Below are 25,325 nucleotides of genomic sequence, written 5' to 3'. Positions count from 1 at the left end.
GGGGAATTCCTGCTCCGCAGGCATCCGAATGCCGAGCTGTTTCGGTGACCCCTGATGGCCTTGCGGCCATAACTCTACTTTGCTATAGGGAAGTTCACGCGTCGGCCGACTGGCGTGGCGTGGAAAATACATGGGGCTGCGCGGCGGAAACCAGGGTCGGCGGCACACCCGGTTTCGGCCCTGGCGGGCGGGATCACCTCGAGGCGGTCGCCCACGACTTCTCCGCCCGGCTGCCGGGCGGCGCGTGCGGCATCGCCGGCTCATTCACCGTCCCGGACGACCTCACCGTCTTCCTGCGCTACATGCTCGATTTCCTGCGCTACATGCTCGATCGCGCCACCGCAGAGGACACGGTCCGAGGAGAGCGGGATGCGGGATACGGTGACGAGCCGTGGACCGTGCACACGCTGCGCCACTTCTTCGCAAGCAGTGCCGACGCCGGCGGCGTGGCACTCCTCGAAGTGTCGAGGCGGCTCGGTCACTCCGCCATCCAGATCACGGCCGACGTCCCTGGCCGTCTGACCCCGGACGCTGGTGGCAGACTGAGGTCGGTGACGGACCAGGTGCCGACAGGCGCTAGCGTGGCCGGTGCCGACCACGAGGACCATGCTGGTCCGGTGCTGACCACAGGGGCTGAGTAGGGGGAAACATGCAGGTCGGAGCGGCGTCTTGAGAATTCTGCACACTTCCGACTGGCATCTCGGCCGGGCGTTCCACCGGGTGAACATGCTCGGCGCCCAGGCCGGATTCATCGGCCACCTCGTCGCCACCGTGCGTGAGCGCGAGGTGGACGCGGTGGTCGTGTCGGGGGACGTGTACGACCGCGCGGTACCACCGCTCGCCGCCGTCGAGCTGTTCGACGACGCCCTGCACCGCCTCGCCGACCTGGGCGTGCCCACGGTGATGATCTCCGGGAACCACGACTCCGCCCGGCGGCTCGGCGTGGGTGCCGGACTGATCCGGCGCGCGGGCGTCCACCTGCTGACCGACCCGGCCGCGGCCGGCACGCCGGTGATCCTGCGCGACGCCCACGGCGACGTCGCCCTCTACGGACTTCCCTATCTCGAACCCGCCCTGGTCAAGGACGAGTTCGGCGTGGAGAAGGCCGCGCACGAGGCGGTGCTCGCCGCCGCCATGGACCGGGTCCGGGCCGACCTCGCGGGCCGCCCGCCGGGAACCCGCTCGGTCGTCCTCGCGCACGCCTTCGTCACGGGCGGCCGGCCCAGCGAGAGCGAGCGCGACATCACCGTCGGCGGGGTCGCCTCCGTGCCGGCCGGTGTCTTCGACGGCGTCGACTACGCGGCGCTCGGGCACCTGCACGGCTGCCAGACCCTCACCGAGCGCGTGCGCTACTCCGGGTCCCCGCTGCCGTACTCCTTCTCGGAGGCCGACCACCGCAAGACCATGTGGCTCGTCGACCTCGACGCCGACGGAGAGGTCACCGCCGAGCGGATCGACTGCCCCGTCCCCCGCGAACTGGCCCGGCTCCGCGGCACACTGGAGGAACTCCTCGCCGACCCCCGGCTCGACCGGTACGAGGAGGCGTGGGTCGAGGCGACCCTCACCGACGCCGTGCGCCCGGCCGACCCCATGGCCCGGCTCACCGAACGCTTCCCGCACACCCTCAGCCTCGTCTTCGCCCCCGAGCGCGCCCCGGACGACCCCGACGTGTCCTACGCCCGGCGCCTCGCGGGCCGCAGCGACCAGGAGGTCGCCGAGGACTTCGTGGCGCACGTGCGCGGTGCGGGCCCCGACGCGCGCGAGCAGGACGTGCTGCGGGACGCCTTCGACGCGGTGCGCGCGGACGACAGCACGCGGGAGGTGGACCGATGAGGCTGCACCGCCTCGACCTCACGGCCTTCGGGCCCTTCGGCGGCAAGCAGAGCGTCGACTTCGACGAGCTGTCCGCCGCCGGCCTCTTCCTGCTGCACGGACCGACGGGCGCGGGCAAGACCTCCGTCCTGGACGCCGTGTGCTACGCGCTGTACGGCTCCGTCCCCGGCGCCCGGCAGAGCGGCCAGGGCCTGACACTGCGCAGCGACCACGCCGCCCCCGGCACCCGCACCGAGGTCACTCTCGAACTCACCGTCGCCGGAAGGCGGTTGGAGGTCACCCGGCAGCCGCCCTGGGAGCGCCCCAAGAAGCGCGGCACCGGCACCACCGTCGAGAAGGCCCAGAGCCTGCTGCGCGAGCACGACGCCGTCGCCGGGGCCTGGAAGGACCTCAGCCGCTCCCACCAGGAGATCGGCGAGGAGATCACCCAGCTGCTCGGCATGAGCCGCGAGCAGTTCTGCCAGGTCGTGCTGCTGCCCCAGGGCGACTTCGCACGGTTCCTCCGCGCCGACGCCGAGGCCCGCGGCCGGCTGCTCGGACGCCTCTTCGACACCCGGCGCTTCGCCGAGGTCGAGAAGCGCCTCGCCGAGCGCCGGCGTACGGCGGAGGCACGCGTGCGGGAGGGCGACGCGGCGCTCCTGGCCGATGCGCACCGCATGCAGCAGGCCGCCGGCGACGCCATGGACCTGCCCGACCTGGCACCCGGCGAGCCGGGTCTGGCAGAGGCCGTGCTGACCGCCGCCGCCGTGGCCCGCGGCACCGCCCGGGAGCAGCTGACGATCGCCGAGTGCGCCCTCCTGACCGCCGGGTCGGCGCAGGCCGCCGCCGAGCGCGAGCTGGCCGACGTACGCGAACTCGACCGGTTGCAGCGGCGGTTCGCCGAAGCGCGGGAGCGGGCCCGGCTGTTGGAGGAGCGGGCCGGGGACCACCGTGAGGCGCGGGCCCGGATGGAGCGGGCGCACAAGGCCGAGGCGGTGGCGCCGGCCCTGGAGCTGCGGGAGGCCGCCGACGCCGAGCACCGCAGGGCTGCCGCCGCCGAGGCACGCGCACGTGCGCTGCTGCCGGAGCGGTTCGCCGGCGCCGGCGCGGCCGGGCTCGCCACCGCCGCCCGCCGTGCCGTGGAGGAACTGGGCGGGCTGGAGTCGGCCCGCCGCGGCGAGCGACGGCTGGCCGGACTCCTCGCGGAGCGCACCGGCCTGGACCGCCAGGAGCGCGCCGACGAGGACGTGCTCGCCGAGACCGAGGGCTGGCTCGCCGCCTGGGAGACCACCCGTGCGGCACTCCAGGAGCGGGTCGAGTCCGCTCAGGAGGCCGCGACCCGCGCCGAACAGCTCGCCGTGCAACGCGAGCCCGCCCGCAGCCGGCTGGCCGCCGCCCGGCTCCGCGACCGGCTCACCCGCGACACCGACGACGCCCAGCGGGAGGCGCTCGCCGCCGGTGAGCGGGCACTGGCGGCCCGCACCCACTGGCTCGACCTCAAGGAACAGCGGCTCAGCGGCATCGCCGCCGAACTGGCCGCCACCCTGCGCGACGGCGAACCCTGCGCGGTCTGCGGCGGCACCGACCACCCCGCCCCCGCCCGCAAGGTCGCAGGGCACGTCGGCCGAGAGGCGGAGGAGGAGGCCCTCGCCGCCTACCAGCGCGCCGAACAGGGCCGGACGGACGCCGAACGCGCCCTCGGACTCGTCCGGGCGGAACTCGCCGCCGCCCGCGCCGAGGCCGGAGACACCCCCACCGGGCAACTCGTCGCGGAGAGCGAAGAGTTGGAGCGCGCCCACAGCCAGGCCCGCCGGGACGCCTCCGCGCTGCACTCCGCGCGCGAGGAACTGCGCCGGGCCGAGCAGGAGCACGAGCGCCGCACGACCGCCCAGCGGGAGGCCGCCGTCCGGGCCGCCTCCAGGGTGGGCCACCGCGAGCGGCTGGAGCGCGAACGTCTCGCCCTGGAGGAGGAGCTGGCCGAGGCGCGGGGCAGCTCACCGAGTGTGTCCGCGCGGGCCGAGCAGCTGGAACGACAGGCCGCGCGGCTCACCGAGGCGGCCGACGCCGCCCGCGCCGCCGAGGAGAGCGCCGACCGCCTCAAGGCCGCCGACGGTCGCCTCGACGAGGCCGCCTTCCGGGCCGGTTTCGACACCCCGCAGGCCGCCGCCGACGCCCTCCTCGACGAGGCCGCCCGCCGCGAGCTGCAACGCCGCCTGGACGCCTGGCAGTCCGAGGAGGCCTCCGTACGGGCCGTCCTCGCCGAGCCCGACACCGTGGCCGCCGCCCGGCGGCCCGCCGTCGACCTCACCGCCGCCGGACAGGAGGCCGGCCGGGCCGCCGAGCGGCTGCGCCGGGCCGCCTCCGCCCAGGACGCGGCCGCCCGCCGCTGCGCCGAACTCGACCGTCTCTCCGCGCGCGCGGCCGACGCCGTACGGCGGCTCGCGCCGCTGCGCGAGGAGTACGAGCGGGTGGCCCGCCTGGCCGGCCTCACCGCGGGCACCTCCGCGGACAACGAGCGCAAGATGCGCCTGGAGGCGTACGTCCTGGCCGCCCGTCTGGAACAGGTGGCCGCCGCCGCGACCGCCCGTCTCCAGCGCATGTCGTCCGGGCGGTACACCCTCGTGCACTCCGACGACCGGGCCGGGCGCGGCCGCAGCGGGCTCGGGCTGCACGTCGTCGACGCCTGGACCGGACGCGAACGGGACACGGCCACGCTGTCCGGCGGCGAGACCTTCTTCGCCTCCCTCGCCCTCGCCCTCGGCCTCGCGGACGTCGTCACCGACGAGGCGGGCGGCGTCCGGCTGGACACCCTCTTCATCGACGAGGGGTTCGGCAGCCTCGACGACCAGACGCTGGACGAGGTCCTCGACGTCCTCGACTCCCTGCGCGAACGCGACCGCAGCGTGGGCATCGTCAGCCATGTCGCCGATCTGCGGCGGCGTGTCCACGCCCAGCTGGAGATCGTGAAGGGACGCTCCGGATCGGTGGTGCGGCAGCGCGGTCAGTGACCGAGCGGGCGCCGGGGCAGCGGCGAGGAGTAGACGACGCTGGTCGTGACCGACCCCAGGCCACCGATCCTGCCCGTCAGCTCCTCCAGGTGCCGCATGGAGCGGGCGGCGACCTTGATGACGAAGCAGTCGTCGCCCGTGACGTGGTGCGCCTCCAGGATCTCGGGAGTGACGGCCACGAGGTCGTGGAAGGGCTTGTAGTTGCCGTGGGGGTAGCGCAGCCGCACGAACGCCAGGATCGACAGCCCCAGCCGCTCGGGGTCCACGACCGCCGCGTACCCCTGGATGACGCCCGCCTCCTCCAGCCGCCGCACCCGCTCGGTGACCGCGCTCGCGGACATCGACACGGCCCGCGCCAGGTCGGCGAAACTGGCCCGGCCCTCCCGCTGGAGGACCTCGAGAATGCGCCAGTCGGTGGCGTCCGGGGAATACGCGGTCATTCCCGAGGAATACCAGGGGAATCCCCGGCCCGGCAAGATCCACGCCGGGGAACGGCCCTTCAGCGGGGCGATCCCCGGCCGTAGATTTCCGGTCATCGCCACCGTACCGAGAGGCCCGCAGATGACTGCCACCACCGCTGCCACGACCGCTTCCTCGCCGGGCGCCGCCGACCGCGTCCTGCGGTTCGCCCCCGCCGCCCCGGCCGACGCCGCCGCCTACTTCCGGGCCTCCCTGGCCTTCCACGCCGACGTCTCCGACGTGGCCGCCGCGCTGGAGGCCGGCGGCGACCCCGGCTTCGTCCTCCTGGACTCCCGCTCCACCGAGTCCTGGGACCAGGGCCACATACCCGGTGCCGTCCACCTGCCGACCGCGCTCGTCGCCGAGCGGGCCGGGCAGCTCCTCGACAAGGACGTGCCGGTGGTGACGTACTGCTGGGGCCCCGGCTGCAACGGCGCCACCCGGGCCGCCCTCGCGCTCGCCGAACTCGGCTACCGGGTCAAGGAGATGCTGGGCGGCTTCGAGTACTGGGTGCGCGAGGGCTTCGCGTTCGAGACCCGGCAGGGTCCCGAACGGCGCGGCGCCGACCCGCTCACCTCCCCGGTGGAGACGGCGGACTGCGGCTGCTGAGCGGCGGCCGACCGGCCGGGCCGCTCGGCGCGCGGCCGAGGGGCTGCGGCGGGGCGGGCGGGATCTGCCGGCGTCAGAGCCGCGCCAGCTCGTCCACCAGGTCGTCCAGGCCCAGGGAGCCCTGCGAAAGGGCAGCCATGTGCCACGACTTGAGGTCGAAGGCGGCGCCGTGCCGGGCGCGGGCCCGCTCCCGGCCCAGCAGCCAGGCGCGTTCGCCGAGCTTGTAGCCGATCGCCTGGCCGGGGATGCTCAGGTAGCGGGTCAGCTCGCTCGCCACGTAGTCCCCGGGGCGGCTGCTGTGCGCGTTGAAGAACTCCTCGGCCAGCTCCGGCGTCCAGCGCTCGCCGGGCCGGAAGGGGGAGTCGGCCGGGATCTCCAGCTCCGCGTGCATGCCGATGTCGATGATGACGCGCACGGCACGCAGCATCTGCGCGTCCAGGTAGCCGAGGCGCTGCTCGGCGTCCGTGAGGAAGCCCAGCTCGTCCATCAGCCGCTCCGCGTACAGCGCCCAGCCCTCGGCGTTGGCGCTGACGCCTCCCACGGTGGCCTGGTAGCGGGAGAGGTCCTTGGCCACGTAGGTCCACTGGGCGAGCTGGAGGTGATGGCCGGGGACCCCCTCGTGGTACCAGGTGGAGACGAGATCGTAGACCGGGAAGCGGGTCAGGCCCATGGTCGGCAGCCAGGTGCGGCCGGGGCGGGAGAAGTCCTCGGACGGCGGCGTGTAGTAGGGGGCCGCGGCGCCGCCGGGCGGCGCGACGCACGACTCGACCCTCCGCACCGGTCCGGCGAGTTCGAAGTGGGTGCCGTCCAGCGCGTCGATGGCCTGGTCCATGAGTCCCTGGAGCCAGTCGCGGACCTCGTCGACGCCCTCGATGTGCCTGCCGTGCTCGTCGAGGTGAGCGAGCGCCACCCACGGCGTCGCGGCGCCCGGCAGGATCTTCTCGGCCTCCTGCCGCATCTCGGCGAGGAGCCGGTGGTACTCGCTCCAGCCGTAGGCGTACGCCTCGTCGAGGTCGAGGTCGGTGCCGTTGTAGTAGCGCGACCAGCGGGCGTACCGCTCCCGGCCGACGGTGTCCGGGGCGCCCTGCACGGTCGGCACGTACACGTCCCGCATCCAGTCCCGCAGGTCGGCCAGGGCGGCGTTCGCGGTGCGGGCCGCCTGCTCCAGGTCGGCGCGCAGCGCCTCGGGGCCGGCGGAGACGAAGTCCTCGAACCAGCCGCGTCCCGAGCCGTCGGTGTCCGTCCACTCCGAGAGCTGTCCCGTGAAGGTGACCGCCGGCCGGGGCGCCCCGTACAGCTTGCGCTCCAGGCCGAGCGCCAGGGACTCCCGGTAGCCCGCCAGCGCGGCCGGCACCGCGCGCAGCCGCTCGGCGACCGCCGCCCAGTCCGCGTCGGTCTCCGTGGGCGTCACGGTGAACACCTCGCGCACCTGATGGGCCGGCGAGGTCAGGTTGCTGACCTCGCGCAGGCCCTCGTCGGCCTCGTGGACGGCGAGCTGGGCGGTCAGCCGCTCGCGCAGCAGGCGCGCGCACCGGCGCTCGATGTCACTGTCCGCGCCGGGCGCGCGTTCCGCTTCGTCGAGCTCGGCCAGCGTGTCGCGCGCGAGCTGCGCGCGCGCCTCCTGCCCCGCAGGCGAGAAGTCGGGCAGACGGCTCGAACTCTCCTGCACGCCGAGGAAGGTGCCGGTCACCGGGTCGAGGGCGATGAGGTCGTCGACGTAGGCGTCGGCGACCGCACGGGGCAGCGGGCTGTTGGTCTGTGACATGAACACCATCCTCGTACGCGGCGGTGCCGCACGTCACGGCGTTTGACCCGAAGCCGTCGGTGGCAGCAGCGGCCCGCAGTCCCACTGCTGGAAGATCAGCCGCGTCTCGACCCGTGCCACCTCCCGGCGTGCCGTGAACTCGTCGAGGACCAGCCGCTGGAGGTCGGCCATGTCCGCGACGGCCACGTGCACGAGGTAGTCGTCGGGCCCGGTGAGGTGGAAGACGGTCAGCGCCTCCGGCAGCCCCCGGATGCGCTCCACGAACGGCCCCACCAGTTCCCGCCGGTGCGGCCTCACCTGCACGGACAGCAGCGCCTGCAGTCCGCGCCCCAGCTTGGCCGGATCGAGCCGCAGCCGGTTGCCGAGGATCACGCCGGAGCGGCGCAGCCGCGTCACCCGGTCCAGGCAGGTCGACGGCGCGAGCCCGACCTGCGCGGCGAGGTCGCGGTAGGTCGTCCGGGCGTCGTTCTGGAGCAGCCGCAGGAGCTGGAGGTCCACCGGGTCGAGTACGACGGATTCGGCCATCGGCCGAACGTAGCACGGCGTCCGGCCCGCAGAAGCCGCCCGTTGTTCACCCTGCCGTCCATGGACTCAGCCGCAGCGAGCACACGCGCGTACCCGGACCCCGCGGGCACGCAGGCGTACGACGACGTACGCACGTCCGGAGCGCCCCGCGCACTGGCCACCGAGGCCGTGCACGCCGGGCGGGACGACCTGGCCCGGCAGGGCCTGCACGCCCCGCCCATCGACCTGTCCACCACCTATCCCTCCTACGACAGCCGTGCCGAGGCCGCCCGCATCGACGCGTTCGCGGCGACCGGCGCCGAACCGGAGGGCCCGCCGGTCTACGGCCGGCTCGGCAATCCGACCGTCGCCCGCTTCGAGACCGCGCTGGCCCGGCTGGAGGGCACCGGGAGCGCGGTCGCGTTCGCCAGCGGGATGGCAGCGCTGAGCGCGGTGCTGCTGGCCCGCGCCTCCCTGGGACTGCGGCACGTGGTCGCGGTCCGCCCGCTGTACGGGTGCAGCGACCACCTGCTGACCGCCGGGCTGCTCGGCTCGGAGGTGACCTGGACCGACCCGGCCGGGATCGCGGACGCGCTGCGCCCGGACACGGGCCTGGTCATGGTCGAGTCGCCCGCCAACCCGACCCTCGCCGAAGTGGATCTGAGGGCGGTCGCGCACTCCTGCGGCTCGGTGCCGCTGCTCGTCGACAACACCTTCGCCACGCCGGTGCTGCAACGCCCCGCCGAGCAGGGTGCGCGGCTGGTGCTGCACAGCGCGACGAAGTACCTCGGTGGCCACGGGGACGTCCTGGCGGGCGTGGTGGCCTGCGACGAGGAGTTCGCCGGACTGCTGAGGCAGATACGTTTCGCCACCGGCGGGGTGCTGCACCCGCTGGCCGGCTACCTGCTGCTGAGGGGCCTGTCGACGCTTCCGGTCCGGGTACGGGCCGCCTCCGCGACGGCCGCCGAACTGGCCCGTCGCCTGGCCGCCGACCCGCGCGTGGCGCGCGTGCACTACCCGCGGATCGGCGGCGCGATGGTCGCCTTCGAGGTGCACGGCGACCCGCACGAGGTGATCGCCGGCGTGCGCCTGATCACCCCGGCCGTGAGCCTCGGCAGCGTCGACACCCTCATCCAGCATCCGGCGTCCATCAGCCACCGGATCGTGGGCGCGCAGGAGCGCAGGGGAGCCGGGGTGAGCGACCGGCTGCTGCGGATGTCGGTGGGCCTGGAGGACGTCGACGACCTGTGGACGGATCTGGACGGTGCACTGAACGGGTCCGTGGTCACGGTGAGCTGACGCGCGGCTTCCGGCTCCCGGGGGGCGAACGGCCCGGCGACAGTCGGGTCGCCGGGCCGTTCACTGTGCGCGGTTGCCGTTCGCGTTCACCGTCGACGTCCGGCCGCCGCCAGACGGCCCAAAGCCTCCGAGAGCGTCCGGCTCAGTCGTGGACGGTCCGCTCCGCGGGCCGCCCGTACGCCTGCCGGGTGCCGGCGGCGGCCGTGTCCAGGCGGGCGGTGATGACGAGCGTGCCCTCCTCGATCTGGTAGTCGAGCGGGAGGCCGAGGCCCCGCATGGCGGCGACCATGCCGGTGTTGGAGGCCTGCGTCACCGCGTACACGCTCTCGCAGCCCGCCTCGACGGCCATCGCGACCAGCCGGCCGAGCAGTTCGGCGCCGATGCCGCGCCGCTGCCACTCGTCCTCGACGAGCAGCGCGACCTCCGTCTCGTCGCCGTCCCACAGCAGGTGGCCGAGGCCGACGACGCGCCCCGACGGGGTCTGCACGGCGAGGGTGCGGCCGAAGCGCGGGCTGAGCAGGTGGTTGAGGTAGCGGTCGGCGTCGCCCACCGGCCCGTGGTAGCGCATGCCGAGGGTGCGCGGCGAGCAGCGCTCGTGCATCGCCTTCGCCTCCGCCAGGTCGCCGGGGTCGGCCCGGCGCACGGTGATGGCGTTGCCCTCGGGGAGCGTCAGCACGTCCTGGCCCGGCGGGACGCGCGGGCCCAGCCGGGCGTCCAGCTCCACCAGGGCCCGCGCCCGCGCGAACTCGGTCGGGGTGAACGGCAGGTACGGCCGCTCCACGGTGATCACTCCGCCTTCCGGCGCCCGCAGGCGCATCACGGTGTCCTCCAGGACTCCTTCCACGGGCACGCCCTCCGGCCCGCGCCCCCCGCCGCGCACCGCGGCGGGCAGCGAGCGGATCGTGCAGCGGCCCAGCAACTGGCGCAGCGCCAGCGGCAGTTCCGCGGCGTCCAGCGCGGTCCGGGTGGCCAGGCCCAGCACCCGGGTCGGGGCGTCGACCAGGTCGTGGGCGTCGGCCCGCTCGATCCAGGTGCCGGAGCCGCCCGCCAGTGCCACGGCCCGGCTGATCCCGGCCGCCGCGAGCGCACCGGGTGCCCGCAGCAGGAACTCGTCCACGGTGTCCCGGCCCAGCGGGTGCGTCTGGAGGCTCAGGATGTCGACGTGGTGCTCCGCCAGTGCCGTGCACAGCGCGGCCAGCGAGCCCGGAGCGTCCTTCACCGTCGTCCGCATCCGCCACAGGGTGCTCTCCCCGGCGACTGCGTCGGGGAGTCCGGACGGCCCGGCCTGCGCCTCGGCTGAGGGCGGCCGGGCACCGGTATCGCCGGTGGGCGGTGCGTGGCCGTGGCGTCGTGACCACCAGACGTGGAATCCGGCCGTGGCGACCAGGGCGGCCGCCGAGATCGCCAGCAGCCGCGAGCCCTGCGGACCGTGGCCCACGAGATCGGCGACCACGTCCGCCACCGCGACCGCCGTGAACAGGGCGGCGAGCTCCACGACGTCCCGCCGCCAGTGGTGCACCGGGCGGCCGTGCTTCGCCCGCGTCACATCAGACATGTCTCGAGTCATGCGGCCACTGTGAAGGAATGGTGTTGCGCGATCACGAACGGTTTGTGACCGATGGGTAAAGGATACATTTGTCCTTTTTATTAATTCTTTGACGTTCCGGGGCCGCGGCCCCGCTCCGGGAGCGCCGCGCACCGGGAGATGACGCCGGTGCGCGGAGCGCCTTCCAGGATAGGGGAGTTACTGGCCGACCCGGCCCGGCTGGAGCACCTTGGTGAACAGCACGGCGCCGTCCTGCTCGCGCAGCCGCACGGTCAGTTCTCCGCTTTCGCCGTCGATGTCGACCTCGCCGAAGAACTGGTAACCGCCGGCCGGGGAGACGTTGGCGGTGGCGGGGGCCTTGACGAAGACCCGGTCCGGGCCGAAGGTGCCGTCCAGCGCGTTCGCCGGGAAGGCGCCCGCGTTGAGCGGCCCGGAGACGAACTCCCAGAACGGCGCGAAGTCCTTGAACGCCGCCCGCGACGGGTCGTAGTGCTGGGCCGAGGTGTGGTGGACGTCGGCCGTGAGCCAGACCGTGCCGGTGATCCGCCGGTGCTTGACGAACCGCAGCAGTTCGGCGATCTGCAGTTCACGGCCGAGCGGCGCGCCCGGGTCGCCCTGGGCGACCGCCTCGATGTTCGGCCTGCCGTCCGTGGCGTCGGGGACGACCAGACCGAGCGGCATGTCGGAGGCGATCACCTTCCACACCGCCCGGGAGCGGGACAGCTCGCGCTTGAGCCACGCCAACTGCTCCTCGCCGAGGATGCCCCGGTCGTCCGCACCCTGGTCGCCGGGGGAGTTGGCGTTGCGGTAGGTGCGCATGTCCAGGACGAACACGTCCAGCAGGGGGCCGTGGTGCTGCACCCGGTGGACACGGCCGTCCGGGCGGCGCAGCGTGGAGATCGGGAAGTACTCGGAGAACGCCTGCCGGGCGCGGGCGGCCAGCACGTCGACGCTCTTCTCGGTGTACCGCGCGTCGGCGAGGATCTCGCCCGGGTACCAGTTGTTGGTGACCTCGTGGTCGTCCCACTGGATGACGGAGGGCACGCGCGCGTTGAAGGCACGCAGGTTCTCGTCCAGCAGGTTGTAGCGGAAGTTGCCGCGGAACTCCGCCAGGGTCTCGGCGACCTTCGACTTCTCCTCCGTGGTGACGTTGCGCCAGGTGCGCCCGTCGGGCAGGGCCACCGTCGCGCCGATCGGGCCGTCGGCGTAGATGTTGTCCCCGCTGCACAGGAAGAAGTCCGGGTCGAGCGCGGCCATCGCGTCGTAGATCCGGTAACCGCCCAGCTCCGGGTTGATGCCCCAGCCCTGCCCGGCCAGATCGCCGGACCAGACGAACCGCACGCCGTCGCGCCGCCGTCCGGACACGGTCCGGAAGGAGCCGGTGACCGGCTCGCCGGTACGGCGCGGGTCCTCCGGGTCGGCCAGCAGCACGCGGTAGTGGATCTCCTGGCCGGACGGCAGCCCGTGCAGCCGGGTCGTGCCGGTGAAGTCGGTTTTGGCGCCGAGCAGCGGACCGCGCCAGCGGCGCGCGTTGCGGAACGACTCCGTCGCCGACGTCTCGACGACCATCCGTGCCGGCCGGTCGGAACGGACCCACACCAGACCGGAGTTCGCGGTCACGTCCCCGGTCTGCACCCCCCACCCCGCGCGGGGCCGCCCCGACAGGGCGAGGGCGGGCGCCGCGCCGAGGCCGACGGGCAGGGTCAGGCCGGCGGACGCGGCGAGCGAGCCGCGCAGCACGCTGCGGCGGCCGGGGAGCGGACGGTGTGACATGGGTGGGCCTCCTGGAACGGGAACCTGCCGGTGTGCACCGCCACACCTACGGGAGCGCCGCAGCGCGCACGCGAACCACGGGTGAACAACCGGACGCGGAACCTTGCGGGCCCGCGCCGTCACCCCGTTCCCGCCAGCAGACGGACACCCTCCCGGATCCGCGCCGGCGACAGGTGCGCGTACCCGAGGACCAGCCGCACCTCGGGGCCGGCGACGGTGCCCGGGGGCGCCCTGGGCGCGGGGGTGCTCGGCCGGCCCCGCGGGGACTCAGCGGCTGCCGTCGAGCAGCACGCGCGCGACGAGCGCCGGGTCGTCGTTCATCGGGCAGTGCCCGCAGCCGGGCAGCCGTACCAGGCGGGCCCGGGGGATGACCTGCTTGGCGCGGACGCCCTGACGGCGCATCAGCAGCAGGTCGCGGGTGCCCCAGGCCACCGTGACCGGGATGCCGGGGACGTCGTCGGTGAACCGGACGGCCGCACCGGACCGCAGGGTCTCGTCGAACCCGGTGGCCCCGGCCAGCGCCAGCGTCTCGGCGACCACGGCCTCGGGTGAACGGCGCGCCGGACGGGCGTAGACGGTGCTGGTCAGGGCGGTCCGGCCGGCCGCCGACCGCGCCAGCCGCTCCACCAGCGGCAGCGGCATCCGCCGCGAGATCTGCCGCATCGTCAGCAGCACGCCGAAGGCGTAGCGCCGCTCCGCCTCCGACCAGAACCCCGCCGGGGACAGGGCGGTGACGGACCGCACGCGCTTCTCCCGGCCCAGTTCCAGGGCCAGCAGACCGCCCAGCGAGTTGCCCGCGACATGGGGGCGGTCCAGCTCCAGGGCCTCGCAGAAGGCGGAGAGCACCGCGGTCGTCGTGGACAGGTCGTGGGCGAGCCCGGCGGGCAGGGCCGGGGACGCCCCGAAGCCGGGCAGGTCCACCGCGATCACCTCGCGCTCGGTGGCCAGGATGTCCACCACGGGGTCCCAGGCCTGCCGGTGATGCCCGATGCCGTGCAGCAGGAGCAGCGGCTCACCGTCTCCCACGCGCGCGTAGGAGACGGTGACGGCCTGCGGCCCGTCGGGGGTGGGGACCGGGAAGGAGACGGTGGCGGACATGGGGGTGCTCCTCGTCTGAACGGGCGGACCCGGTACGGGCCGACGGCGGTAGGGCGGTACGGCGGGCGGGCGGGCTGCCGTTCGCGTGGACAGCTTGTCAGCAATTGCTACCGACGGGTAGCCCCTGTGGGTGCGCCTCGTCGGACACGACGGGGGCCTTGCCGTGACGTCACGGGAACGGCCGCGTGCGAACGCCCCGTGAACCCTTGTGCGCCGGACACCTGTGGGCTCCCCCAGGGTTGGAGGATTGGTCTTGACCAAGGGTGGGGGCCGTCCTATGGTCGCAGACAAGTGCAACAACCTTTAATAAACAAGGGCGCGAAAACGCCGCCGTACCACGGCGATTGCGGAGGACAGGGTGGGGACCACGCAACTGGAATCGGTACCGGAACCGAAGTACTGGCATCTGAGGACCGTGCTCAGCCAGGCACTGGACTCGGAGTTCGCCGTGGGCGAGATCCTGCCCAACGAGCGGGACCTGGCCGCGCGCTTCGGCGTCGCCCGCGCCACGCTCCGGCAGGCCCTGGAGCAGCTCGAACTGGAGGGGCGTCTGCAGCGCCGCCGCGGCGTCGGCACGACCGTCGCGCCACCCCGGGTCGGTGTCGACGTCGGCACGGAGGGGCAGGCCTGGCCCGGCGCGTCCGAGGACGCCTGGCAGCCCGTCGACTGCACGGTCGCGGCGCCGCCGCCGGCCGTCGCCGACGCGCTGGGCACCGACCGCGACGAGGCCGTGCACATCGTGCGGCGCTCGAGGGTCTCCCACGGTCAGCCCGTCGCCGCGGAACTGCTCTACGTCCCGCGCTCGTCGGTGTCCGACCTGACCGCGATCGACACCCCGTCCGGGGCCGCACGCGCGCGTGCGGTGCTGCGCGAACTGCGGCGTCCGGCGCTGGAGGGGCAGGACCGCGCGGTGGAACTGGGTTCGGCCCGCGCGGACGACGCGAAGGAACTCGACCGGCTCCCCGGCGCACCCGTCCTCGTCGTCACCACCCGCTTCTTCGCCGAGGGCCGCACCGCGGCACTCTCCGTGGCCACCTACCGGGCGGACACCTGCCGCCTGACCTTCGGTGCCTCGGGCGGCGTGGAGATCCACCACGGCCCGGAACGCCAGGCGTCCTGACCACCCGGCGACCGCACGGCAGGCTCCCTGAACGGCCTGCACCCGGCCCCCGGCCGCACGGCCGGCGCGCCCCGGAAGGACTCCGGGGCGCGCCCCTCCCGCACCGCGGAACACGCCTCACGCGCGGCCCGTCACCGTGCCCTCCACCGCGAAGAGCTGCTCCTCGACGTGGTCGAGGGCCAGCCGCAGCGCCCCCGTCGCCACGGCCGCCTCCCCGAGGAGGGACAGGACCACCTTCGGCGGGCGCAGACAGTAGCGCGCCAACTCCCGCCGCAGCGGCTCCAGTACGCCGTCCAGTCCCGCCGCCCAGCCGCCCACCACGACCAGCTCGGGGTCGAGGGCGAGCGCCAGCGCGGCCACGTCGTGGACGAGCCGCTGGATGAAGCGTTCCACGGCCGCCCGCGCCCGCTGGTCGCCCTCGCGGGCCTGCGCGAACACCTCGGCGACCGCCTGCTCGTCCAGCGGGTGCAGTGGCTCGTCCGTCGTGGACAGCAGCGTCTCCGGCGTCACCCCGCGCCCCAGCAGGTGCAGCGCCCCGATCTCCCCGGCCGCCCCGCCGTACCCGCGGTGCAGCCGCCCCCCGATCAGCGAACCCGCGCCCGGACTCAGCCCGGCCAGTACGAACACGACGTCGTCGGACTCGGTGGCGGAACCCTTCCAGTGCTCGGCCACGGCCGCGGCGTTGGCGTCGTTCTCCACCAGCACCGGGCACTTGAAGGAACGGCTCAGCCGCTCGCCCAGCCGCAGCCCCGTCCACTCGGGCAGCGCGGTACCCAGCCGTACCGTCCCGTCCGCCTCCACGATGCCGGGCGTGCCGACGCCGACGGCCCACAGGGAACTGCGCGGGACCCCGGCCCGCCGCAGCAGCTCGGCGACGGCTGTCCGCAGCCGTTCGAGCCGCTCGTCGGCGGGCGCCGACTCGTCGACGTCCTTCGCCTGCGCACCCAGCACCCGCCCGTCCAGGTCGGCCAGGAGCACGGCCACCCGGTGCGCCCCGATCTCCAGACCCAGCAGATGACCGGCCTCGGCCCGGAACCGGAACCGGCGCGCCGGACGCCCCTGCCGGCGGGCGGCGCCCTCCTCGGCGGCCTTCTCGACGACGAGACCGGCCGCCATCAGATCCTCGACGACCCCCTCGACGGTCGGCCGGGACAACCCCGTCACCCGCGTGATCTCGGTCAGCGTCGCGCAGTCGGCGGCACGCAGCGCGTGCAGCACCACCGCGGAGTTGATCCTTCGCAACAGCGAGGGATCCCCGCCGGTCAGCCGCCCCAACGTCCGTCCTCCCAGCTCGTGCGCGTGTTGGGCGGATCGTACTCGGCGCGCGGCACCCGGGCGAGCGCGGCCGGCGCACCGGCCCGCCTCACCCGTCGGCCCGGCCCGCCGCGACGAACCCCGACTCGTACGCCGTGATCACCGCCTGCGTGCGATCGCGGACCGCCAGCTTCGCCAGCACCGCGCTCACGTGCGACTTGACGGTCTCCGCGCCGACGACCAGCCGGTCGGCGATCTCCGCGTTGGACAGCCCACCCGCCATCAGCCGCAGCACCTCGGCCTCCCGCTCGGTCAGCCGCGCCCGCTCCAGCAGGTCCCGCGCCGCCCGGTTCCCCGGCCCCTCGCCGTACGAGGCGGCCAGCCGCCGTACCGACGCCGGGAACAGCAGCGACCCGCCCTCGGCGACGAGCCGCACCGCGTGCACGATCTCCGCGGGCCTGGCCCGTTTCAACAGGAACCCGTCCGCCCCCGCGCGCAGCGCCTCGTACACGTACTCGTCGTTCTCGAAGGTCGTCACGACGAGGATCCGCGGCGGCCCCTCCACCGTCCGCAGCACCGCGCGCGTGGCCTCGATCCCGTCCATCAACGGCATCCGTACATCCATGGCGACGACGTCGGGCCGCAGCCGCCGCACCAGCGGGATCACCGCCGCCCCGTCCGCGGCCTCCCCGACGACCTCGATGTCGGGCTGCGCCTCCAGCACGGCCCGCAGCCCGGCACGCACCAGGGGTTCGTCGTCGACGAGGAGCACGGTGACCGGCATCCGGTCAGCCTAGATCAGCGCAGCGGCAGCTCCGCGCGCACCTGCCAGCCGCCCTCGTCGGGACCGGCCGACGCCCGGCCGCCGAGCAGCGCGGCCCGCTCGTGGATGCCGCGCAGCCCGCTGCCCCGCGCGGGGGCGGCACCGGCACGCGCGGTCAGCGGATTGCGGACCTCCAGGCCGAGCAGACCGGCGGTGACCTCGATCCTGACCCGGACCGGAACGGAGCCCGCGTGCCGCAGCGCGTTGGTCAGCGCCTCCTGGAGGATGCGGTAGCCCTCGCGGGACACCGGGCCCGGCACGGTCTCCAGCGGCCCGGTCAGCTCGGCCTCCACCTTCGCGCCCGACGCGCGCGCGGACTCCAGCAGCCGGTCGGCCTCGGCCAGCGTCGGCCGGGCGCCCACCGGCCGCTCCGCCTCGCGCAGCACCCCGAGGACGCGCTCGAGGTCCTCCAGCGCGGCCCGGCCGGTCTCCTCGATCGCGCCGAGCGCCCGGTCGGTGAACGCGGGGTCGCCCGCGGCCCGGGCCGCGCCCGCCTGCAGCACGGCCACCGTCAGGGCGTGGCCGATGGAGTCGTGCAGTTCGCGCGCGATGCGGTTGCGCTCCAGGAGCTGCTCGGTGCGCTCCTCCAGCGCCGCGAGCCGCTCGCCCGCGGACGGTCCGAGGAGCAGCCGCGCCAGCGAGGCGGCCGCCGCACCCAGCCCGACGACGAGTCCGTACCAGGCGAGGAGAGGCAGCGGCACCAGGAGGGCGTACCCCCAGTGGGGCGCCGCGCCGGCCAGCACCGGCACGTCGTCGGGCACGCGCCCGCGCGCCGTCTCGGCCAGCTGGTGGGCGAGGATCGGCAGCCAGACGCAGGCGACGGCGGTCACCGCCCCGAGCGCCAGCCGCACCTCCAGCCACAGCACCGTGCGCAGCCGGTCCCGCCAGGCCGTCGCCGGGGCCACGGAGAACCCCGGATCCCGCACGCCGGGCGTCAGCAGCAGCTGCGCCTGCACCCCCTCACCCGTGCGCACCGCGGGGATCAGCCCGACCGCGAGCAGCGCCACCGCGGGCACCCAAGGCCGCGACGGGTCCACGAACATCCAGACGCTCACGACCAGCATCGGCACCCACAGGTGCAGCAGTCGTGTGTACGTCGTCCCCCGCAGCAGCGGGCGCAGGAAGCGGCCCATGCGGACATCGTGACAGGCACCACCGGCAGGCGACCTCCCCCGGACGGGGGAGACGGACCCCACCGGCGGGGGAGGACTTCCGCCCGGTCCGGCGGCCACCGTGGTGCCATGACCAGCATCGACGTCCGCGACCTCACCAAGGAGTTCGGCCCCCGGCGGGCCGTGGACCGGCTCACCTTCCGTGTCCTGCCCGGCCGTGTCACCGGCTTCCTCGGCCCCAACGGGGCCGGCAAGTCCACCACCCTGCGCCTCGTCCTCGGCCTCGACCGGCCGACCTCGGGAACCGCCACGCTCGGCGGCCGCCCCTACGTCACGCTGCCCGAACCCCTGCGCCACGTCGGGGCGTTGCTCGACGCCCAGGCCCCGCACGGCTCCCGCACCGGCCGCGACCACCTGCGGGCCCTCGCCGCGAGCAACCGCATCCCCGTCCGCCGGGTCGACGAGGTGCTGGAGGAGACCGGGCTGGCGCCTGCCGCGCGCCGCCGGGTGAGGACGTACTCCCTCGGCATGCGGCAACGGCTGGGCATCGCCGCCGCCCTGCTCGGCGACCCCGGGGTGGTCCTGCTCGACGAGCCCTCCAACGGCCTCGACCCCGAAGGCATCGTCTGGATCCGCGGGCTGCTGCGCCGGCTCGCGGACGAGGGGCGCACCGTCCTGGTCTCCAGTCACCTCATGAACGAGACGGCCTCCTTCGCCGACCATCTCGTCGTCCTCGGACGGGGCCGCCTGCTGGCCGACACCCCCGTGCGGGACTTCGTCGACGCGCGCGTGCGCCCCCGGGTCCGCGTCCGCACCTTCGACCCCGCCGCCCTGGAGAAGGCCCTCGCCCGGCACGGTCACGAGGCAGTCGCCCACGACGACGGGCACTGGACGGTGGACCACGCGCGCGTGGACGACATCGGCCGGCTCGCCTTCGAGGCGGGCGTCCCGCTGCTCGAACTGACCGCGGAGGAAGGCACGCTGGAGCAGGCCTACCTCGATCTGACCGCCGCCGACACCGAGTTCGCGGCCGCCCGCCAGGAGGCCTGACCATGGGATTCACACCCGCGCTCCACGCCGAGTGGATCAAGACACGCACCCTGCGGTCCCAGACCGCCACCCTGGGCGCGGTCCTGCTCACCACCGTCGCCTTCTCCCTGCTCGCCGCCGGCACCGACGCGGACGACGCCGACCCGCTGTTCTCCGCCTTCTTCGGCGTCGGCTTCGGCCAGATCGCGGCGGTGGCCTTCGGCACGACGGCGGTGGCGGCCGAGTTCCAGGGCGGCGCGCTGCGCGTGTCCCTGGCCGCGGTCCCGCGCCGCGGCCGCTGGTTCGCCGCCAAGGCCACGGCGATCGCCCTGCCCGTCCTGGCCGTGGGCCTGGTCACCGGCCTGCTGACCTGGGCCGTGGGCCGCGAGGTACTCGGTGGAGCGGCGGAGGGGTTCGGCACGGCCGAAGGACTGCGCGCGACCGTCTGCTGCGGCCTCTACCTCACGCTGATGGCCCTGCTCGCCGCCGGGCTGACGGCCGTCCTGCGCAGCGGGGTCGCCACGCTCGGCATCCTCGTTCCGTTCCTGCTGATCGTGTCCTTCGTGATCGGCGACATGTCCGGCTCCGTCGCCGACCTCCTCCCCGACCGGGCCGGCCAGGTCGCCCTCCACAGCACGTGGGACGGTGCCCTGGGACCGTGGACCGGGCTGACGGTGACCGCACTGTGGACGGCGGCGGCCCTCGCGGCGGGGGCCTGGCGGCTGCGGCGCCGGGACGCCTGAGCGGGCCGGCGCCCTGCCCGCGGCAGAAGCCCGGGGCTCACTCCCCGGCCGCCACCCGCAGCCGTGCGTACTCCTGCGCCATCGTCTCCGTCGTCCAGTGGGCGTTCAGCCCGCTGGGGTTCGGCAGCACCCACACGCGGGTGTCCCCGATGGTCCGTTCCTGCGGCCCGACCTTGGCAGTCCGGTCGTCGAACGCCACCCGGTAGGCGGTCACGCCCACCACCGCCAGCCGGCGCGGCTCCAGCCGGAGCACCTTCTCCCGGAGCAGCCGGCCGCCCTCGCGGTACTCCTCCGCCGTCAGTTCGTCGGCCCGCGCACTCGCCCGCGCCACCACGTTGGTGATGCCGAGCCCGTACGACAGCAGCTCCCGCTGCTCCGCCGGTTCCAGCCGCCTGGGCGTGAAGCCGGACAGGTGCAGCACCGGCCAGAAGCGGTTGCCCGGCCGGGCGAAGTGGTGGCCGGTCGCCGCCGACATCAGACCCGGGTTGATGCCGCAGAAGAGCACCCGGAGGCCGCCCGCGACGACGTCCGGTACGAGACGGTCGCGGGCGGCCTCCAGTTCCGCCTGGGTGAAGCGGGTCAGAGGATCGCCCCCGGGGTGTAACCGGCGGCCTCCGGCCGCTGCTTCACGATCTCCTCGATCCGGCCGACGACGAACGCCACCTGGTCGGCGGCGGCCCCCGTGAAGGACAGCTTGTCGGCCATCAGCGCGTCGAGCTCCGCGCGGTCCAGCGGGATGCGCTCGTCGGCGGCGAGCTTGTCCAGCAGCTCGTTGCGCTCGGCGCCCCGCTCGCGCATGGCCAGCGCGCAGGCCACGGCGTTCTCCTTGATCGCCTCGTGCGCCAGCTCCCGGCCCACGCCCGCCCGCACCGCGCCCATCAGGACCTTGGTGGTGGCGAGGAACGGCAGGTAGCGGTCCAGTTCACGGGCGACGACGGCCGGGAAGGCGCCGAACTCGTCGAGCACCGTCAGGAACGTCTCCAGCAGGCCGTCGAGCGCGAAGAACGCGTCCGGCAGCGCGACCCGGCGCACCACCGAGCAGGACACGTCGCCCTCGTTCCACTGGTCGCCCGCCAGCTCGCCGGTCATCGACGCGTAGCCGCGCAGGACGACCATGAGGCCGTTGACGCGCTCGCAGGAGCGGGTGTTCATCTTGTGCGGCATCGCGGAGGAGCCGACCTGGCCCGGCTTGAAGCCCTCGGTCACCAGCTCGTGCCCGGCCATCAGCCGGATCGTCTTGGCCAGCGAGGACGGCGCCGCCGCCAGCTGCACCAGCGCGGTCACCACCTCGTAGTCCAGCGAGCGCGGGTAGACCTGGCCGACCGAGGTGAACGCCTGCGAGAAGCCGAGGTGTCCGGCGATCCGCTGCTCCAGCTCCGCGAGCCTGCCCGCGTCGCCGCCGAGCAGGTCGAGCATGTCCTGGGCGGTGCCGACCGGGCCCTTGATGCCGCGCAGCGGGTAGCGGCCGAGCAGCTCCTCGACCCGCCCGTACGCCACGAGCAGCTCGTCGGCCGCCGTCGCGAACCGCTTGCCCAGCGTGGTGGCCTGGGCGGCCACGTTGTGCGAGCGGCCGGCCATGACCAGCTCGCCGTACTCGCCGGCCAGCTTGCCCAGCCGCGCCAGCACCGCCACCGTACGGTCGCGGACCAGCTCCAGCGACAGCCGGATCTGGAGCTGCTCGACGTTCTCCGTGAGGTCGCGGGACGTCATGCCCTTGTGGACCTGCTCGTGCCCGGCGAGGTCGTTGAACTCCTCGATCCGTGCCTTCACGTCGTGCCGCGTGACCTTCTCGCGCTCGGCGACGGAGGCCAGGTCGACCTGGTCGAGGACGCGTTCGTAGTCGGCGATCGCCGCGTCCGGCACCTCGATCCCGAGGTCCTTCTGGGCCCGCAGCACGGCGAGCCAGAGCTGACGCTCCAGCTTCACCTTCTGCTCGGGCGACCAGAGCGTGGCGAGCTCGGCGGAGGCGTAGCGTCCGGCGAGGACGTTGGGGATGCGGGGCTTGGCGGGAGCGGAAGTCACGTGTACGGATTCTACTGGCGATTCGTGCAGGCCGGTGCCGTGGCCCCGTTCGGCGGAACCTACGAGACCCGGGTCACGGCCGGTTACGCCCGCGGTCCCTCGTAGGGCAGCAGGTCGGGACGCTTCGGCGGCAGGCCGTCGCCCGAGGAGCGGCCGGTGAGGCGGCGGGCGATCCACGGCAGCAGGTGCCGGCGCGCGAACCGGGCGTCGGCCACCCGCCGCGCGACCCAGGCCGGCGGCACGGTCGCGGGCATCGGCTCGTGCCACCCGGTGTCCTCGGGGTCGTACCCGAGGCCCTGCCAGACCGCCTCGGCGACCCGGCGGTGTCCCTCGGCCGTCAGGTGCAGCCGATCCACGTCCCACATCCGCGGGTCGCCCAGGGACGGGGCGCCGTACAGGTCGACGACCAGCGCGCCGTGCCGGGCGGCGAGGCCGTCGACGCAGGCGAACAGCTCCTCCATGCGCGGCCGGAACCGCTCCAGCACCGGGCCCTGCCGGCCGGGGCTGCGCATCAGCACGAGCTGCTTGCAGGAGGGGGCCAGCCGCTCCACGGCCTCGGTCAGCAGGTCCCGCACCCGGACCATGTCGCACTTGGGCCGCAGGGTGTCGTTCAGGCCGCCGACCAGGGTGATGACGTCGGCGCCCATCGCGGCCGCGACCGGCACCTGCTCCTCGACGATCTGGCCGATGAGCTTGCCGCGCACCGCGAGGTTGGCGTACCGGAAGCCGGGCGTGTGCGCGGCCATCCGGCCCGCGAGGAGGTCCGCCCAGCCCCGGTAGGTGCCGTCGGGCAGCAGGTCCGACATGCCCTCGGTGAAGGAGTCGCCGACCGCGACCAGGCTGGAGTGCGGGGGAGTGGTGTTCGTCTGCATGGCGTCAGCGATGGTAACCCGCATGCCATACCCAGCGGTCGGTCACCCCCGCCGCCCGGTCTCAGGTGCGCTGCCCGAACAGCTCCCGCAGCACGTCCTCCATGGTGACCAGCCCGGCGAGCCGCCCGTCGGAGCCGAGCGCGGCCGCCAGGTGGGTGCGGCTGCCGCGCATCGCGGTGAGGACGTCGTCCAGCGGTGTCGTCTCGCGCACCCGGGCGATGGGCCGCAGGTCCCGCACCCGGAACGGCTCGTCGCGCGGCGAGGCGTCCAGCGCGTCCTTCACGTGCAGGTAGCCCACGATCCGGCGCCCCTCGTCGACGACGGGGAAGCGGGAGAACCCGGATTCGGCGCCGAGCCGTTCCAGCTCCTCCGGGGTGACCCCCACGCGCGCGTAGACGACGCGTTCCAGCGGCAGGACGACGTCCCGCACCGGGCGGCGGCCCAGCTCCAGCGCGTCGTGCAGACGCTCCTGGGCGCGGTCGTCGAGCAGGCCCGCCTCCCCGGCGTCGCGCACGATCTGCGCCAGCTCCGCGTCCGAGAACGTGGCAGTGACCTCGTCCTTCGTCTCGATCCGCAGCAGCTTCAGCAGGCCGTTGGCGAAGGCGTTGATCGTGAAGATCACCGGTCGCAGCGCCCGGGAGAGCGTGACCAGCGGCGGTCCGAGCAGCAGAGCGCTGCGTACCGGTTCGGCGAGCGCGATGTTCTTCGGCACCATCTCGCCCATCAGCATGTGCAGATACGTCGCCAGGGTCAGCGCGATCACGAAGGACACCGCGTGGCCCGCGCCCTCGGGGACGCCGACCGCGTGGAACACGGGCTCCAGCAGGTGCGCGATCGCCGGTTCGGCGACCACACCGAGGACCAGGGTGCACAGCGTGATGCCGAGCTGGGCGGCCGCCAGCAGCGCGGACACGTGCTCCAGGCCCCACAGCACGCTCTTGGCACGCCGGTCGCCCTGCTCGGCGTACGGCTCGATCTGGGAGCGGCGTACGGAGATCAGCGCGAACTCCGCGCCGACGAAGAAGGCGTTGACGACCAGGGTCGCCAGGCCGATCAGCAGCTGGACGGCGGTCACTGGTCCGCCCCTTCCACGTGGTCCTGGGTGAGCGGGGCGTGCAGCAGGACGCGTGCGGCCCGGCGACCGGACGCGTCGACGACGTCCATGCGCCAGCCGGCCACGTCCAGGCTGTCGCCGACGGCCGGTATGCGGCCCAGCTCGGTGGCGACCAGCCCGGCGAGGGTCTCGTAGGGGCCCTCGGGGGTGTGCAGTCCGACGCGCGCGAGCTGGTCGGTGCGGGCGGCGCCGTCGGCGGAGTAGATCCGGCGGCCCTCGTCGTCGGTGCCCGCGTGGGCCAGGTCGGGCGTCTCGTGCGGGTCGTGCTCGTCACGGACCTCGCCGACGACCTCCTCGACGATGTCCTCCAGGGTCGCCACGCCCGCCGTACCGCCGTACTCGTCGATGACCACGGCCATCGTCCGCTTGCCGGAGAGCCGGTCGAGGAGCCGGTCCACGGTGAGGGACTCGGGGACCAGCAGGGGTTCGCGCATCAGCTCGGCGACGGGCACGCGCGCCCGCTGCTCCGCCGGGACGGCCAGGACGTCCTTGATGTGCGCGGTGCCGACGACGGTGTCCAGGCCACCGCGGAACACGGGGAACCGGGACAGGCCCGTCGCCCGGGTCGCGTTCGCGACGTCCTCGCAGGTCGCCTGGGCGTCGAGGGCGATGACCTGCACGCGCGGGGTCATCACGTTCTCCGCAGTCAGGTCGGCCAGGTTCAGGGTGCGCACGAACAGCTCGGCGGTGTCCGCCTCCAGGGCGCCCTGCCGGGCCGAGTGCCGGGCCAGAGCGGCCAGTTCCTGCGGGCCGCGAGCCGAGGCCAGCTCCTCGGCGGGCTCCAGGCCGAAGCGGCGGACGACCCGGTTGGCCGTGTTGTTCAGGTGGCTGATGAACGGCCGGAAGGCGGCGCTGAAGAAGCGCTGCGCGTTGCCCACCCGCTTGGCCACGGCCAGCGGGGTGGAGATCGCCCAGTTCTTCGGTACCAGTTCGCCGACGACCATCAGGAACACCGTCGACAGCGCCGTGCCCAGCACCAGGGCGACGGAACTCGCGGCCGTGCTCGACAGGCCGGCCGACTCCAGCGGCCCCGAGATCAGCTTGGCGATCGAGGGTTCGGCGAGCATGCCGACGACCAGGTTGGTGACGGTGATGCCGAGCTGGGCGCCGGAGAGCTGGAAGGTCAGGTTGCGGACGGCCTTGAGAGCACCGGCCGCGCCGCGTTCGCCGCGCTCGACGGCCCTCTCCAGCTCGCCGCGTTCGACCGTGGTCAACGAGAACTCGGCGGCGACGAAAGCACCGCACGCGAGCGACAGCAGGATCGCCACCAACAGCAACAGCAGTTCCATCACCGGTTCACCTCCGTCCCATGATCGGGCAGGACGGGGAGGATCGCGCGACGTCGGGAACCAGGAGGCTCGCC

General features: G+C 74.2%; 22 protein-coding genes. 8 read left to right on the top strand and 14 right to left on the bottom strand.

What is annotated here, in order from left to right:
- Nucleotides 1-44: 44 nt before the first annotated feature.
- From ACIP5W_RS21945 to ACIP5W_RS21935, 3 genes are read left to right on the top strand one after another with little or no spacing between them, the layout of a single operon-like run.
- Nucleotides 45-641 (top strand): hypothetical protein, encoded by a 597-nt coding sequence (locus ACIP5W_RS21945; RefSeq protein ID WP_401475966.1) that lies wholly within the window; start codon nt 45-47, stop codon nt 639-641.
- Nucleotides 642-669: 28 nt separating this feature from the next.
- A complete protein-coding gene (locus ACIP5W_RS21940) occupies nt 670-1,833 on the top strand; it encodes an exonuclease SbcCD subunit D (RefSeq protein ID WP_401475963.1) in 1,164 nt (387 codons plus the stop codon).
- Entirely contained in the window at nt 1,830-4,820 is a 2,991-nt protein-coding gene (locus tag ACIP5W_RS21935; protein ID WP_401475960.1) for an AAA family ATPase, read from the top strand. Before ACIP5W_RS21940 ends, ACIP5W_RS21935 begins: the two co-directional genes overlap by 4 nt.
- On the opposite strand, the gene ACIP5W_RS21930 is transcribed toward ACIP5W_RS21935, so the two are convergent.
- On the bottom strand, nt 4,814-5,260 hold the full coding sequence (locus tag ACIP5W_RS21930; RefSeq protein ID WP_401475958.1) for an Lrp/AsnC family transcriptional regulator: 447 nt from the start codon (nt 5,258-5,260) through the stop codon (nt 4,814-4,816). The genes ACIP5W_RS21935 and ACIP5W_RS21930 overlap by 7 nt on opposite strands.
- Before the next feature lie 121 nt (nt 5,261-5,381).
- Here ACIP5W_RS21930 and ACIP5W_RS21925 point away from each other — a divergent pair, with 121 nt between their 5' ends.
- Nucleotides 5,382-5,888, top strand: a complete 507-nt coding sequence (locus tag ACIP5W_RS21925; RefSeq protein ID WP_401475955.1) for a rhodanese-like domain-containing protein — start codon at nt 5,382-5,384, stop codon at nt 5,886-5,888.
- A gap of 73 nt (nt 5,889-5,961) precedes the next feature.
- Here the strand turns inward: ACIP5W_RS21925 and ACIP5W_RS21920 are convergent, their stop codons facing one another.
- Both ACIP5W_RS21920 and ACIP5W_RS21915 read right to left on the bottom strand, forming a co-directional pair.
- Nucleotides 5,962-7,653, bottom strand: coding sequence for a DUF885 domain-containing protein (locus ACIP5W_RS21920; RefSeq protein ID WP_401475952.1), 1,692 nt, complete (start codon nt 7,651-7,653; stop codon nt 5,962-5,964).
- Nucleotides 7,654-7,686: 33 nt separating this feature from the next.
- Entirely contained in the window at nt 7,687-8,178 is a 492-nt protein-coding gene (locus ACIP5W_RS21915) for an Lrp/AsnC family transcriptional regulator (RefSeq protein ID WP_363089845.1), read from the bottom strand.
- A gap of 60 nt (nt 8,179-8,238) precedes the next feature.
- On the opposite strand from ACIP5W_RS21915, the gene ACIP5W_RS21910 reads away from it, so the two are divergent.
- Nucleotides 8,239-9,456 carry a trans-sulfuration enzyme family protein gene (locus ACIP5W_RS21910; protein ID WP_401475948.1) on the top strand — a complete coding sequence of 406 codons (1,218 nt, stop codon included), beginning with the start codon at nt 8,239-8,241 and terminating at the stop codon, nt 9,454-9,456.
- A 142-nt stretch (nt 9,457-9,598) separates the two neighbouring features.
- Here the strand turns inward: ACIP5W_RS21910 and ACIP5W_RS21905 are convergent, their stop codons facing one another.
- The 3 genes from ACIP5W_RS21905 to ACIP5W_RS21895 all read right to left on the bottom strand — a co-directional run bounded on the left by ACIP5W_RS21905 (nt 9,599) and on the right by ACIP5W_RS21895 (nt 13,873).
- Nucleotides 9,599-10,975, bottom strand: a complete 1,377-nt coding sequence (locus ACIP5W_RS21905; RefSeq protein WP_401476061.1) for a GNAT family N-acetyltransferase — start codon at nt 10,973-10,975, stop codon at nt 9,599-9,601.
- Between the two features lie 225 nt (nt 10,976-11,200).
- Nucleotides 11,201-12,775 carry an alkaline phosphatase D family protein gene (locus tag ACIP5W_RS21900; protein WP_401475945.1) on the bottom strand — a complete coding sequence of 525 codons (1,575 nt, stop codon included), beginning with the start codon at nt 12,773-12,775 and terminating at the stop codon, nt 11,201-11,203.
- 267 nt (nt 12,776-13,042) lie between these two features.
- Entirely contained in the window at nt 13,043-13,873 is an 831-nt protein-coding gene (locus ACIP5W_RS21895) for an alpha/beta fold hydrolase (protein WP_401475942.1), read from the bottom strand.
- A 358-nt stretch (nt 13,874-14,231) separates the two neighbouring features.
- On the opposite strand from ACIP5W_RS21895, the gene ACIP5W_RS21890 reads away from it, so the two are divergent.
- Nucleotides 14,232-14,993, top strand: a complete 762-nt coding sequence (locus ACIP5W_RS21890; protein WP_401475939.1) for a GntR family transcriptional regulator — start codon at nt 14,232-14,234, stop codon at nt 14,991-14,993.
- 117 nt (nt 14,994-15,110) lie between these two features.
- Here ACIP5W_RS21890 and ACIP5W_RS21885 read toward each other — a convergent pair whose 3' ends face one another.
- The 3 genes from ACIP5W_RS21885 to ACIP5W_RS21875 form a co-directional block, all read right to left on the bottom strand.
- A complete protein-coding gene (locus ACIP5W_RS21885) occupies nt 15,111-16,268 on the bottom strand; it encodes an ROK family transcriptional regulator (protein WP_401475936.1) in 1,158 nt (385 codons plus the stop codon).
- A gap of 88 nt (nt 16,269-16,356) precedes the next feature.
- Nucleotides 16,357-17,031: a response regulator gene (locus tag ACIP5W_RS21880; protein ID WP_401475934.1), complete on the bottom strand. Its 675-nt coding sequence runs from the start codon at nt 17,029-17,031 to the stop codon at nt 16,357-16,359.
- Between the two features lie 14 nt (nt 17,032-17,045).
- Entirely contained in the window at nt 17,046-18,203 is a 1,158-nt protein-coding gene (locus ACIP5W_RS21875) for a sensor histidine kinase (RefSeq protein ID WP_401475931.1), read from the bottom strand.
- 108 nt (nt 18,204-18,311) lie between these two features.
- Here ACIP5W_RS21875 and ACIP5W_RS21870 point away from each other — a divergent pair, with 108 nt between their 5' ends.
- On the top strand, nt 18,312-19,232 hold the full coding sequence (locus ACIP5W_RS21870; RefSeq protein WP_401475928.1) for an ATP-binding cassette domain-containing protein: 921 nt from the start codon (nt 18,312-18,314) through the stop codon (nt 19,230-19,232).
- Between the two features lie 2 nt (nt 19,233-19,234).
- On the top strand, nt 19,235-19,954 hold the full coding sequence (locus ACIP5W_RS21865; RefSeq protein ID WP_401475925.1) for an ABC transporter permease: 720 nt from the start codon (nt 19,235-19,237) through the stop codon (nt 19,952-19,954).
- A 37-nt stretch (nt 19,955-19,991) separates the two neighbouring features.
- Here ACIP5W_RS21865 and mug read toward each other — a convergent pair whose 3' ends face one another.
- The 5 genes from mug to ACIP5W_RS21840 all read right to left on the bottom strand — a co-directional run bounded on the left by mug (nt 19,992) and on the right by ACIP5W_RS21840 (nt 25,254).
- Entirely contained in the window at nt 19,992-20,537 is a 546-nt protein-coding gene (mug, locus tag ACIP5W_RS21860) for a G/U mismatch-specific DNA glycosylase (RefSeq protein ID WP_401476058.1), read from the bottom strand.
- Nucleotides 20,534-21,976, bottom strand: a complete 1,443-nt coding sequence (gene purB, locus ACIP5W_RS21855; protein ID WP_401475922.1) for an adenylosuccinate lyase — start codon at nt 21,974-21,976, stop codon at nt 20,534-20,536. Before purB ends, mug begins: the two co-directional genes overlap by 4 nt.
- An 83-nt stretch (nt 21,977-22,059) precedes the next feature.
- Nucleotides 22,060-22,848 (bottom strand): SGNH/GDSL hydrolase family protein, encoded by a 789-nt coding sequence (locus tag ACIP5W_RS21850; protein ID WP_401475919.1) that lies wholly within the window; start codon nt 22,846-22,848, stop codon nt 22,060-22,062.
- 61 nt (nt 22,849-22,909) lie between these two features.
- Nucleotides 22,910-23,923, bottom strand: a complete 1,014-nt coding sequence (locus ACIP5W_RS21845; RefSeq protein WP_401475916.1) for a hemolysin family protein — start codon at nt 23,921-23,923, stop codon at nt 22,910-22,912.
- Nucleotides 23,920-25,254 carry a hemolysin family protein gene (locus tag ACIP5W_RS21840; RefSeq protein ID WP_401475913.1) on the bottom strand — a complete coding sequence of 445 codons (1,335 nt, stop codon included), beginning with the start codon at nt 25,252-25,254 and terminating at the stop codon, nt 23,920-23,922. The genes ACIP5W_RS21845 and ACIP5W_RS21840 overlap by 4 nt, the downstream gene beginning before the upstream one ends.
- Nucleotides 25,255-25,325 lie beyond the last annotated feature (71 nt).

It is taken from the genome of Streptomyces sp. NPDC088766, from assembly GCF_044750845.1.
Lineage (GTDB): Bacteria > Actinomycetota > Actinomycetes > Streptomycetales > Streptomycetaceae > Streptomyces.
The sequence above is the reverse complement of the archived record's forward strand: the minus strand, read 5'-3'. Positions and strand labels throughout refer to the sequence as shown.

Excerpts from the sequence above, each read along its gene's own strand:
- ACIP5W_RS21935 (WP_401475960.1), top strand. The coding sequence starts at position 1,830 with ATGAGGCTGCACCGCCTCGACCTCACGGCCTTCGGGCCCTTCGGCGGC.
- ACIP5W_RS21930 (WP_401475958.1), bottom strand. The coding sequence starts at position 5,260 with ATGACCGCGTATTCCCCGGACGCCACCGACTGGCGCATTCTCGAGGTC.
- ACIP5W_RS21925 (WP_401475955.1), top strand. The coding sequence starts at position 5,382 with ATGACTGCCACCACCGCTGCCACGACCGCTTCCTCGCCGGGCGCCGCC.
- ACIP5W_RS21920 (WP_401475952.1), bottom strand. The coding sequence starts at position 7,653 with ATGTCACAGACCAACAGCCCGCTGCCCCGTGCGGTCGCCGACGCCTAC.
- ACIP5W_RS21915 (WP_363089845.1), bottom strand. The coding sequence starts at position 8,178 with ATGGCCGAATCCGTCGTACTCGACCCGGTGGACCTCCAGCTCCTGCGG.
- ACIP5W_RS21910 (WP_401475948.1), top strand. The coding sequence starts at position 8,239 with ATGGACTCAGCCGCAGCGAGCACACGCGCGTACCCGGACCCCGCGGGC.
- ACIP5W_RS21900 (WP_401475945.1), bottom strand. The coding sequence starts at position 12,775 with ATGTCACACCGTCCGCTCCCCGGCCGCCGCAGCGTGCTGCGCGGCTCG.
- ACIP5W_RS21895 (WP_401475942.1), bottom strand. The coding sequence starts at position 13,873 with ATGTCCGCCACCGTCTCCTTCCCGGTCCCCACCCCCGACGGGCCGCAG.
- ACIP5W_RS21880 (WP_401475934.1), bottom strand. The coding sequence starts at position 17,031 with ATGCCGGTCACCGTGCTCCTCGTCGACGACGAACCCCTGGTGCGTGCC.
- ACIP5W_RS21875 (WP_401475931.1), bottom strand. The coding sequence starts at position 18,203 with ATGGGCCGCTTCCTGCGCCCGCTGCTGCGGGGGACGACGTACACACGA.
- ACIP5W_RS21870 (WP_401475928.1), top strand. The coding sequence starts at position 18,312 with ATGACCAGCATCGACGTCCGCGACCTCACCAAGGAGTTCGGCCCCCGG.
- ACIP5W_RS21865 (WP_401475925.1), top strand. The coding sequence starts at position 19,235 with ATGGGATTCACACCCGCGCTCCACGCCGAGTGGATCAAGACACGCACC.
- ACIP5W_RS21850 (WP_401475919.1), bottom strand. The coding sequence starts at position 22,848 with ATGCAGACGAACACCACTCCCCCGCACTCCAGCCTGGTCGCGGTCGGC.